Origin of the sequence: Xanthomonas sp. 10-10 (genome assembly GCF_040182365.1) — a bacterium.
Taxonomy (GTDB): Bacteria; Pseudomonadota; Gammaproteobacteria; order Xanthomonadales; family Xanthomonadaceae; genus Xanthomonas; species Xanthomonas arboricola_F.
The window spans coordinates 1,308,276-1,320,142 of the sequence record NZ_CP144460.1 but is presented as its reverse complement, the minus strand read 5'-3'; the positions used below and the strand labels follow the sequence as shown (position 1 = coordinate 1,320,142).

Sequence of the window (11,867 nt, the reverse complement as noted above, 5' to 3'; positions counted from 1 at the left end):
TCTACCTCTAATTGGAAAATTTTTGAAGCGGCTGAGCGAACTCAGCCCTTCTTGGTGACGGCGTCGGCGATGTTGGCCGGTGCCTCTTCGTAATGGTCGAATTCCATCGAGAACGTCGCACGACCCTGGCTCATCGAGCGCAGCGAGGTCGCGTAGCCGAACATCTCGCCCAGCGGGATCATCGCGTTGATGATCTTGCCCGACGGGCTGTCGTCCTGACCCTGCAGCACGCCACGACGACGGCTCACGTCGCCCATCACGTCACCCAGGTAATCCTCCGGGCTGACGATTTCGACCTTCATGATCGGCTCCAGCAACACCGGGCTGGCTTTCGCAAAGCCCTGCTTGAACGCCATCGACGCGGCCAGCTTGAACGCCATTTCCGAGGAGTCGACGTCGTGGTACGAGCCGAACACCAGCTTGACCTTCACGCCCACCACCGGGAAGCCGGCGATCGGACCACTGGTGATCGTCTCGCGCAGGCCCTTTTCGACCGAGGGGATGAATTCCTTCGGGATGATGCCGCCGGTGATGTCGTTGATGAAGAGGAAATCGTCCTTGACGTTGTCGCTCTTGCGATCCTCCTCGCTCATCGGCGACAGCTCGATCACCACGTGACCGTACTGCCCCTTACCACCGGACTGCTTGGCGTGCTTGTAGTCGGACTTGACGTCGGACTTGCGGATCGTTTCGCGGTACGCCACCTGCGGCTTGCCGACGTTGGCCTCGACGTTGAACTCGCGACGCATGCGGTCGACGATGATGTCCAGGTGCAACTCGCCCATGCCGGAGATGATGGTCTGGCCGGATTCTTCGTCGGTCTTGACGCGGAACGAGGGATCTTCCTGCGCCAGACGGCCCAGGGCCATGCCCATCTTTTCCTGGTCCGACTTGGTCTTGGGCTCCACCGCCATCGAGATCACCGGCTCCGGGAACACCATGCGCTCCAGGGTGATGATCTTGTCCTGCGCGCACAGCGTGTCGCCGGTGGTGACATCCTTCAGACCCACGGCAGCGGCGATGTCGCCAGCGCGCACTTCCTTAATCTCTTCCCGATTGTTGGAGTGCATCTGCAGGATGCGGCCCACGCGCTCTTTCTTCGACTTGACCGGGTTATAGACCTGGTCGCCCGAATTCAGGGTGCCCGAGTAGACGCGGAAGAACGTCAGCGAACCCACGAACGGGTCGGTCATGATCTTGAACGCCAGCGCCGAGAACGGCGCAGTGTCGGTGGCAGGACGGGTGTCGTCCTTCTCGTCTTCATCGATGCCCTGGACCGGCGGACGATCGGCAGGCGACGGCAGCAGGTGCACGACACCGTCGAGCATGGCCTGCACGCCCTTGTTCTTGAACGCCGAACCACAGAACACCGGCACGATCTCGACCTTCAGGGTGCGCTCGCGCAGACCCTGCAGGATCTCTTCTTCGGTCAGGTCGCCTTCGGTGAGGTACTTGTCCATCAGGTCTTCGCTGGCTTCTGCAGCCGCCTCGACCATGAACGAACGCGCCTCGGTCGCGGTCTCGACCAGATCGGCCGGGATATCGCGATATTCGAAGGTGGTGCCCTGCGAGGCGGTATCCCAATGGATCGCCTTCATCTTGAGCAGGTCGACCACGCCCTCGAAGCCGTCTTCGGCGCCGATCGGCACCTGCATCGGCACGGCGTAGGCACCCAGACGGGCCTTCAGCTGCTCAACGACCTTGTCGAAGTTGGCACCGGTACGGTCCATCTTGTTGACGAAGGCCATGCGCGGCACGGAATACTTGTTGGCCTGGCGCCACACGGTCTCGGACTGCGGCTGCACGCCACCGACGGCACACAGCACGAACACCGCACCATCGAGCACGCGCAAGGAGCGCTCCACTTCGATGGTGAAGTCGACGTGCCCGGGGGTGTCGATGATGTTGAAGCGGTGCTGCGGCATGGACTTGTCCATACCCGACCAGAACGCAGTGGTCGCAGCGGAGGTGATGGTGATACCACGCTCCTGCTCCTGCTCCATCCAGTCCATCACTGCAGCGCCGTCGTGGACTTCGCCGATCTTGTGACTGACACCGGTGTAGAACAGGATGCGCTCGGAAGTGGTGGTCTTGCCGGCATCGATGTGGGCCATGATGCCGAAGTTGCGGTAACGCTCGATAGGGGTGGTGCGGGCCACGGGGAGCCTCTCAATTTCTTGGATTTCGGATGGCCGAACGCCGCCTTTCGGCGGCCTTCGGATTGGATGCGACGCGAGAAGCGTCGCAAACAGCACTCATATGGTGCTGAAGGGCCCCGTTACCAAGGCCCCCGAGGTCACCAGCGGTAGTGTGCGAACGCCTTGTTCGCTTCCGCCATGCGGTGGGTCTCTTCGCGCTTCTTGATCGCGCCGCCACGGCTTTCCGAGGCGTCCAACAGTTCTGCAGCCAGCTTGCGCGGCATGGTGTTCTCGCCACGCTTGCGCGCGGAATCGATCAACCAGCGCATTGCCAGCGCCATGCGACGGGAGGAGCGCACTTCGACGGGCACCTGATAGGTAGCACCACCGACGCGACGCGATTTGACTTCGACAGCCGGGGCCACGTTGTCCAGTGCTTTCTGCACCAGCTCGACGGCATTCGGATTCTTTTCGCCAATGACGTCCATCGCGCCATAGACAATTTTCTCAGCAACCGACTTCTTGCCACTTTGCATCACCATATTGATGAAGCGGGCAATGGTTTCGCTGCCATGCTTGGGATCAGGCAGGACGGTGCGCTGCGGAGTAGAACCTTTACGGGACATTGGAGTATTTCCTTAGCTCTTCGGGCGCTTGGCGCCGTACTTGGAACGACCTTGACGGCGCTTTGCGACGCCGGCGGCGTCCAGCGAACCACGGACGGTGTGATAACGCACACCGGGAAGATCCTTGACGCGACCACCACGAATCAGGACCACGGAGTGCTCCTGCAGGTTGTGGCCTTCACCACCGATGTAGCTGATGACCTCTTCCTGGTTCGTCAGGCGCACTTTGGCGACCTTACGCAGGGCCGAGTTCGGCTTCTTCGGGGTAGTGGTATAGACGCGTGTGCAGACGCCACGGCGCTGCGGACACTTGTCCAGTGCCGGAGAGGCACTCTTGTAGGTGGTCGCTTGCCGGGGCTTGCGGACCAGCTGATTGATCGTTGCCATCAGTCGATTCTTCTGATTGGAGGCCGAAACGGCCTTGCATGAAAACGAAGGCAGGCCGCGAAACGGCCCACCGAGACAGAGAAGTATAGCTGGCAGGACGAAACTCCGTCAACTTCACGGAAACCTAACCCTGCTGGCCCATCCAAAGGCCGGAAAACGGAGGGCCTCCTGCCCTCCTTTTCGCCTGGCTTACGGCAGTCTTGCGACTGCCGTCGGAGCGCTTACTCCTCGTCCGCGCCAGCGTCGGCCACGGCTGCGACCGGTTCGGCCACTGCGGGCTTGCCCGACAGCGTTTCCATTTCCGAGTCGGTCAGACCCGAAGACTTGCGACGGCCGGCGTGATACGCCAGACCGGTACCGGCCGGGATCAGACGTCCCACGATCACGTTTTCCTTCAGACCGCGCAGGTTGTCGCGGGTACCGCGCACGGCAGCCTCGGTCAACACGCGGGTGGTCTCCTGGAACGACGCCGCCGAGATGAACGACTCGGTGGCCAGCGAGGCCTTGGTGATACCCAGCAACACCGGGTCGTACTTGGCCGGCAGTTCGTTGCGCGTGGTCAGACGTGCATTTTCCTCGATGACGCGCTGGCGCTCGACCTGCTCGCCGTTGAGGAACTTGCTGTTGCCCTGGTCGACGATCTCGACCTTGCGCAACATCTGACGCGTGATCACTTCGATGTGCTTGTCGTTGATCTTCACGCCCTGCAGGCGATACACGTCCTGGATTTCCTTGACCAGATACGCGGCCAGCGGCTCGACACCCAGCAGACGCAGGATGTCCTGCGGGCTCGGCTCGCCGTCCACCACGGTTTCGCCCTTGGTCACGTGCTCGCCTTCGAACACGATGATCTGGCGGTACTTCGGGATCAGCTCTTCGTGTTCCGAACCATCGGTGTCCTTGATGATCAGGCGCTGCTTACCCTTGGTGTCCTTACCGAAACTGATGATACCCGAGCGCTCGGCCAGGATCGCCGGATCCTTCGGCTTGCGTGCTTCGAACAGGTCGGCAACGCGCGGCAGACCACCGGTGATGTCGCGGGTCTTGGACGCTTCCTGCGGAATCTTCGCAACCACGTCGCCCACGCCGACGGCAGCGCCGTCCTGCAGGTTGACGATGGAGCGCGGCGGCAGCAGGTACTGCGCCGGCAGATCGGTGTTCGGGATGGTCAGGTCGTTGCCCTTGCCATCGACGATGCGCACGATCGGGCGCAGTTCCTTGGCCTGTGCACCACGACGCTTCGGGTCGGTGATTTCGCGCGACGCCAGGCCGGTCAGCTCGTCGGTCTTCTCGATGACGGTGACGCCGTCGACGAAGTCGATGAAGCGGATGAAACCGGCCACTTCCGATACGATCGGGTGGTTATGCGGATCCCAGTTGGCCACGCCCTGCCCGGCCTTGACCGCATCGCCGTCCTTTGCGGTGATGGTGGCGCCGTACGGCAGCTTGTAACGCTCGCGTTCGCGACCGTGGCCGTCGAGCACGGACAGTTCGCCCGAACGCGAGACCGCAACCAGCGAGCCATTGGCATGCTCGACCGACTTCAGGTTGTTGAACTTGATCGAACCGGTGGTCTTGACGGTGATGTTGTCCACTGCCGCCGCACGCGATGCCGCACCACCGATGTGGAACGTACGCATGGTCAGCTGGGTACCCGGCTCGCCGATCGACTGGGCGGCGATGACGCCGACCGCTTCACCGATGTTGACCTGGTGACCGCGTGCGAGATCGCGACCGTAGCAACGTGCGCACACGCCGAACGAGGACTCGCAGCTGATGGTCGAGCGCACCTTCACCGACTGCACGCTGGCGTCTTCCAGCTTGGCAACCCAGGCTTCGTCGAGCAGCGTGTTGCGGGTGACGATGGGTTCTTCGTCGTTGCCCGGCAGGTACACATCCTCGGCCACGACACGACCCAGCACGCGCTCCTTCAACGGCTCCACCACGTCGCCGCCTTCCACGATCGGGGTCATGATCAACCCCTCGGTGGTGCCGCAATCGACTTCGGTGATCACCACGTCCTGCGCGACGTCGACCAGACGACGGGTCAGATAACCCGAGTTCGCGGTCTTGAGCGCGGTATCGGCCAGACCCTTACGGGCACCGTGGGTGGAGTTGAAGTACTCCTGCACGTTCAGGCCTTCACGGAAGTTGGCCTTGATGGGCGTCTCGATGATCGAGCCGTCCGGACGCGCCATCAGGCCGCGCATACCGGCCAGCTGACGGATCTGCGCCTGGCTACCACGCGCACCGGAGTCGGCCATGATGTACAGCGAGTTCATCGACTTCTGGTCGATGGTTTCGCCCTTGGCATTTTCGACCTTCTCGGTACCGATGGTGTCCATCATCGCCTTGGCGATGCGCTCGCTGGTACGCGACCAGATGTCCACGACCTTGTTGTAGCGCTCGCCGGCGGTGACCAGGCCCGACTGGTACTGCTCCTGGATTTCCAGCACTTCGGCTTCGGCCTCGGTGAGGATGCCCTTCTTCTCGTCAGGGATCAGCATGTCGTCGATGCCGATCGACACGCCTGCGCGGGTGGCGTAGGCGTAGCCGGTGTACATCAGCTTGTCGGCGAACACGACGGTGTCCTTCAAACCCAGCAGACGGTAGCTGGAGTTGATCAGACGCGAGATGTTCTTCTTGGTCATCTCGGTGTTGGCCAGCTGGAACGGCAGGCCTTCGGGCAGGATTTCGCTCAACAGCGCACGACCGACCGTGGTGTCCACGATCGAGGTGCCGCTGGTGCGCTTGCCATCGACGGCGTCAACGTCCACCTGGGTGATGCGGACCTTGACCTTGGCGTGCAGTTCCACCACGCGGTTGTCGTAGGCGCGCTTCACTTCGCTGGTGTTGGCAAACACCATGCCCTCGCCCTTCTTGTTCTCCAGGGCGCGGCTCATGTAGTACAGGCCCAACACCACGTCCTGCGACGGCACGATGATCGGCTCGCCGTTGGCCGGCGACAGGATGTTGTTGGTGGACATCATCAGCGCACGCGCTTCCAGCTGGGCTTCCAGCGAGAGCGGCACGTGGACGGCCATCTGGTCACCGTCGAAGTCGGCGTTGAACGCGGTACACACCAGCGGATGCAGCTGGATGGCCTTGCCTTCGATCAACACCGGTTCGAACGCCTGGATGCCCAGACGGTGCAGGGTCGGCGCACGGTTCAGCAGCACCGGATGCTCGCGGATCACTTCTTCGAGGATGTCCCAGACTTCGGCTTCTTCGCGCTCGACCAGCTTCTTGGCGGCCTTGATGGTGGTGGCCAGGCCACGACGCTGCAGCTTGGCGAACACGAACGGCTTGAACAGCTCCAGCGCCATCTTCTTCGGCAGGCCGCACTGGTGCAGCTTGAGGTACGGACCGACGGTGATGACCGAACGACCGGAGTAGTCCACGCGCTTGCCGAGCAGGTTCTGACGGAACCGGCCCTGCTTGCCCTTGATCATGTCGGCCAGCGACTTCAGCGGACGCTTGTTGGTGCCGGTGATGGCACGGCCGCGACGGCCGTTGTCCAGCAGCGCATCGACCGATTCCTGCAGCATGCGCTTTTCGTTGCGCACGATGATGTCCGGCGCATTGAGCTCGAGCAGGCGACGCAGGCGGTTGTTGCGGTTGATCACGCGGCGGTACAGATCGTTCAGATCCGAGGTCGCGAAACGGCCACCATCCAGCGGCACCAGCGGACGCAGGTCCGGCGGCAGCACGGGAAGCACGGTCATGACCATCCACTCCGGACGGTTGCCCGATTCCAGGAAGGCTTCGATCAGCTTGATGCGCTTGGTGAGGCGCTTGAGCTTGGTTTCCGAACCGGTGCTGGCGATTTCCTCGCGCAGGCGGGTCATTTCCGACTGCAGGTCGATCGTGCGCAGCAGCTCGTACACGGCTTCGGCGCCCATGGCGGCGTCGAAGTCGTCGTTGTACTCCTGGCGTGCGGTCAGGTACTGCTCTTCGGTCAGCAGCTGGCGGCGCTCGAGCGGGGTCAGGCCCGGCTCGGTGACCACGTAGGCTTCGAAGTACAGCACGCGCTCGATGTCGCGCAGGGTCATGTCCAGCATCAGGCCGATGCGCGAAGGCAGCGACTTGAGGAACCAGATGTGCGCGACCGGCGAGGCCAGGTCGATATGACCCATGCGCTCGCGACGCACCTTGGCCAGGGTGACTTCGGTGCCGCACTTTTCGCAGACCACGCCACGGTGCTTCATGCGCTTGTACTTGCCGCACAGGCACTCGTAGTCCTTGATCGGTCCGAAGATCGCGGCGCAGAACAGGCCGTCACGCTCCGGCTTGAAGGTACGGTAGTTGATGGTTTCGGGCTTCTTCACTTCGCCGTAGGACCACGAACGGATCAGGTCCGGCGACGCCAGCGCGATCTTGATCGCGTCGAAATCCAGCGTCTGGCGCTGCTGATTGAAGAGGTTGAGCAGGTCTTTCATTTGATATCTCCGGGTCGGAGGAATTTCGTATCTGAGATGAAACCGAGGGTCTTGCGTTCCGGCTCCCGGCACCGCATCGCGGCGCCGGGGTCCGGCTCGATCACTCTTCCAGTTCCATGTTGATCGCCAGCGAGCGGATTTCCTTCACCAACACGTTGAAGGATTCCGGCATGCCCGCGACCATCTCGTGCTCACCATCGACGATGTTCTTGTACATCTGGTTGCGGCCCTGCACGTCGTCGGACTTCACCGTCAGCATCTCCTGCAGGGTGTAGGCCGCGCCGTAGGCTTCCAGCGCCCAGACTTCCATCTCACCGAAGCGCTGACCACCGAACTGCGCCTTGCCGCCCAGCGGCTGCTGGGTGACGAGCGAGTACGGGCCGGTCGAGCGTGCATGCATCTTGTCGTCGACCAGGTGGTTCAATTTCAGGTAGTGCATGTAGCCGACCGTGGTCTTGCGATCGAACGCTTCGCCGGTACGACCGTCGTACAACTGGGTCTGACCGCTCTGCGGCAGCTCGGCCAGTTCCAGCATGCGCTTGATTTCCGCTTCGCTGGCGCCGTCGAACACCGGGGTAGCCATCGGCACGCCATCGATCAGGTTCTTGCCCAGGTTGAGCAGCTCCTCATCGCTGAACTGCGACAGATCCACGCGCTGTGCATTGATCGCGCTGTCGTGGTTGTAGATGTCGTCCAGGAACTTGCGCAGCTCGCTGACCGCCGCCTGGGCTTCCAGCATGCGCTGGATCTTGCGACCCAGGCCCTTGGCGGCCCAGCCCAGATGCACTTCCAGAATCTGGCCGATGTTCATACGCGACGGCACGCCGAGCGGGTTCAGCACGATGTCGACCGGCTCGCCGGTGGCCATGTACGGCATGTCCTCGACCGGCACGACATTGGAGACCACACCCTTGTTGCCGTGGCGGCCGGCCATCTTGTCGCCCGGCTGGATGCGGCGCTTCACGGCCAGGAACACCTTGACCATCTTCAGCACGCCCGGTGCGAGGTCGTCGCCCTGGGTGATCTTGCCGCGCTTGTCGGCAAAGCGTGCTTCGAATTCCTTCTCGTGCGCCTGGATCTGCTTCTGCGCGCGCTCGATGGCGTCGGCAGCGTCTTCGTCCTTCATGCGCAACTGGAACCAATCGGACTTCTTCAGCCCGTCCAGGTACGCGTCGGTGACGTTGTCGCCCTTCTTCAGGTTCGGACCGCCGTTGGCGACCTTGCCCACGATCTGCGAGCGCAGACGTGCGTAGATGGCCGCTTCCAGGATGCGGAACTGGTCGTCGAAGTCCTTCTTGACGCGCTTGATTTCGGACTCTTCGATCTGACGCGCACGCTTGTCCTTCTCGATGCCGTCGCGGGTGAAGACCTGCACGTCGATGACGGTGCCGTCCATGCCCGGGGGCACGCGCAGCGAGCTGTCCTTCACGTCAGACGCCTTCTCACCGAAGATCGCACGCAGCAGCTTTTCTTCCGGAGTCAGCTGGCTCTCGCCCTTCGGCGTGACCTTGCCGACCATGATGTCGCCGGCGCGCACTTCCGCACCGATGTACACCACGCCGCTCTCGTCCAGACGGTTCAGTGCCTGCTCGGACACGTTCGGGATGTCGGCGGAAATTTCCTCCGGCCCCAGCTTGGTGTCGCGCGCAACGCAGGTCAGCTCTTCGATGTGGATCGTGGTGTAACGATCCTCTTCCACCACGCGCTCGGAGAGCAGGATGGAGTCTTCGAAGTTGTAGCCGTTCCACGGCATGAACGCGATCAGCATGTTCTGGCCCAGGGCCAGCTCACCGATGTCGGTGGACGGGCCGTCGGCCAGCACGTCGCCGCGCGCGATCACGTCTCCCACGTTCACCAGCGGACGCTGGTTGATGCAGGTGTTCTGGTTGGAGCGGGTGTACTTGATCAGGTTGTAGATATCCACGCCGGCATCGGTGCCGCCGCCGATTTCTGCCTCGTTGACCTTGACCACGATGCGGGCCGCGTCGATCTGTTCGATCACGCCACCACGCAACGCATTGACGGTCACGCCGGAGTCGCGCGCCACCGCACGCTCGATGCCGGTACCGACCAGCGGCTTTTGCGAACGCAGCGTCGGCACGGCCTGGCGCTGCATGTTGGCGCCCATCAATGCGCGGTTGGCGTCGTCGTGTTCCAGGAACGGCACCAGCGCCGCGGCGACCGACACGGTCTGCATCGGCGACACGTCCATGAAGTGCACTTCGGCCGGCGGCTTCAGCAACGACTCACCCTGGAACCGGCACGGCACGAACTGCTCGGTGAGCATGTTCTTGGCGTCGGTCAGCGCGTTCGCCTGGGCGATCACGTACTCGTTTTCCTCGATCGCCGACAGGTACTCGACGTCGTCGGAGACCTTGCCGTCCAGCACCTTGCGGTACGGCGTCTCGAGGAAGCCGTACTGGTTGGTGCGGGCGAACACGGCCAGCGAGTTGATCAGGCCGATGTTCGGGCCTTCCGGCGTTTCGATGGTGCAGACGCGTCCGTAATGGGTCGGGTGCACGTCGCGCACTTCGAAGCCGGCGCGCTCGCGGGTCAGGCCGCCCGGGCCCAGTGCGGAGACGCGACGCTTGTGCGTCACTTCCGACAGCGGGTTGTTCTGGTCCATGAACTGCGACAGCTGCGAGGAGCCGAAGAATTCCTTGATCGCCGCAGCCACCGGCTTGGCGTTGATCAGTTCCTGCGGGGTCAGGCCTTCGGATTCGGCCATCGACAGGCGTTCCTTGACCGCGCGCTCGACGCGGACCAGGCCCACGCGGAACACGTTCTCGGCCATTTCGCCGACCGAACGCACGCGACGGTTACCCAGGTGATCGATGTCATCGACCACGCCGCGACCGTTACGGATCTCGGTCAGCACCTTGATCACTTCCAGGATGTCGGAGGTGTCGGTGTGCTCGGCGACCAGGCGCTTGGATTCTTCGTCGTTACGCTCGGCGAAGTACTTCTTGTCGTACAGCACCGACTCGCCCAGCACGTCCTTGCGGCCGACGCGACGGTTGAACTTCATGCGGCCGACCGTGGACAGGTCGTAACGCTCGAAGGTGAAGAACAGGTTGTGGAACAGGTTCTGCGCGGCTTCCTTGGTCGGCGGCTCGCCCGGACGCATCATGCGGTAGATCTCGACCAGCGCTTCCAGCTGCGTCTTGGTCGGATCGATGCGCAAGGTGTTGGACAGGTACGGGCCACGATCCAGATCGTTCACCCACAGGGTGCCCACCGCGTCGACGCCGGCCTTGCGGAAGGCAGCCAGCTGGTCTTCGCTGATCTCGTCATTGGCATTGGCCAGCAGTTCGCCGGTCGAGCCATCGACCACGTCGTGCGACAGGATGCGGCCGACCAGGTAGTCGTCCGGCACGGCCAGCGCGGCGACGCCGGCGGCTTCCAGCTGCTTGACGTGACGGGCAGTGATGCGCTTGCCCGCTTCCACGATGACCTTGTCGCCATCGGCCAGGTCGAAGTTCAGCGTTTCACCACGCAGACGCTCCGGCACCAGCTCCAGCTGCACGCCTTCGTCCGGGTTGATATGGAAGGTGTTGATCTCGAAGAACTCGGCCAGCATCTCTTCGTTGCTGTAGCCGAGCGCGCGCAGCAGGATCGACACCGGCAGCTTGCGGCGACGGTCGATACGGGTGAACAGCGCGTCCTTCGGGTCGAACTCGAAGTCCAGCCAGGAACCGCGGTACGGAATGATGCGGGCGCTGTAAAGCAGCTTGCCCGAGCTGTGGGTCTTGCCACGGTCGTGGTCGAAGAACACACCCGGCGAGCGGTGCAGCTGCGACACGATCACGCGCTCGGTGCCGTTGACGATGAAGGTACCGTTGCCGGTCATCAGCGGAATTTCGCCGAGGTAGACCTCCTGCTCCTTCACGTACTTGATGGCCTTGGTCGACGACTCGCGGTCGTAGATCACCAGGCGCACGGTCACGCGCAGCGGCGCGCCATAGCTCATTCCGCGCTGACGGCATTCACGCTCGTCAAACACCGGCTGACCCAGCTTGTAGCCCACGTACTCGAGCGCAGCGTTGCCGCTGTAGCTGGAGATCGGGAACACCGACTTCAGAGCGGCATGCAGACCGAGGTCCTTGCGCTTGGTCGGCTCCACATCTTCCTGCAGGAATTCGCGGTAGGAATCCACCTGGATGGCAAGCAGGAACGGCACTTCGAGGATCGAGCGCTGCTTACCGAAATCCTTGCGGATACGCTTTTTTTCGGTGAACGAATAAGACGTCATGAGGTCTTCACCCTAGGCTGCGGGG

At 62.7% G+C, this 11,867-nt stretch carries 5 protein-coding genes; all 5 read right to left on the bottom strand.

Annotation, left to right across the window (positions count from 1 at the left end):
• Positions 1-41: 41 nt before the first annotated feature.
• Positions 42-2,159 carry an elongation factor G gene (fusA, locus tag VZ068_RS05565; RefSeq protein WP_259160032.1) on the bottom strand — a complete coding sequence of 706 codons (2,118 nt, stop codon included), beginning with the start codon at positions 2,157-2,159 and terminating at the stop codon, positions 42-44.
• A 137-nt stretch (positions 2,160-2,296) separates the two neighbouring features.
• The gene (rpsG, locus tag VZ068_RS05560; RefSeq protein WP_005993356.1) at positions 2,297-2,764 is read right to left on the bottom strand and encodes a 30S ribosomal protein S7; all 468 of its coding nucleotides are present in this window, start codon (positions 2,762-2,764) and stop codon (positions 2,297-2,299) included.
• Positions 2,765-2,776: 12 nt separating this feature from the next.
• The gene (gene rpsL / locus VZ068_RS05555) at positions 2,777-3,151 is read right to left on the bottom strand and encodes a 30S ribosomal protein S12 (RefSeq protein WP_003469157.1); all 375 of its coding nucleotides are present in this window, start codon (positions 3,149-3,151) and stop codon (positions 2,777-2,779) included.
• 221 nt (positions 3,152-3,372) lie between these two features.
• Positions 3,373-7,590, bottom strand: a complete 4,218-nt coding sequence (rpoC, locus tag VZ068_RS05550) for a DNA-directed RNA polymerase subunit beta' (protein ID WP_046964545.1) — start codon at positions 7,588-7,590, stop codon at positions 3,373-3,375.
• 100 nt (positions 7,591-7,690) lie between these two features.
• Positions 7,691-11,842: a DNA-directed RNA polymerase subunit beta gene (gene rpoB / locus VZ068_RS05545; protein ID WP_046964546.1), complete on the bottom strand. Its 4,152-nt coding sequence runs from the start codon at positions 11,840-11,842 to the stop codon at positions 7,691-7,693.
• Between the last annotated feature and the right edge of the window lie 25 nt (positions 11,843-11,867).

What these genes read in the sequence shown, in the direction of transcription:
- rpsG (WP_005993356.1), bottom strand. Translation starts at nt 2,764, where the DNA reads ATGTCCCGTAAAGGTTCTACTCCGCAGCGCACCGTCCTGCCTGATCCC.
- rpsL (WP_003469157.1), bottom strand. Translation starts at nt 3,151, where the DNA reads ATGGCAACGATCAATCAGCTGGTCCGCAAGCCCCGGCAAGCGACCACC.
- rpoC (WP_046964545.1), bottom strand. Translation starts at nt 7,590, where the DNA reads ATGAAAGACCTGCTCAACCTCTTCAATCAGCAGCGCCAGACGCTGGAT.
- rpoB (WP_046964546.1), bottom strand. Translation starts at nt 11,842, where the DNA reads ATGACGTCTTATTCGTTCACCGAAAAAAAGCGTATCCGCAAGGATTTC.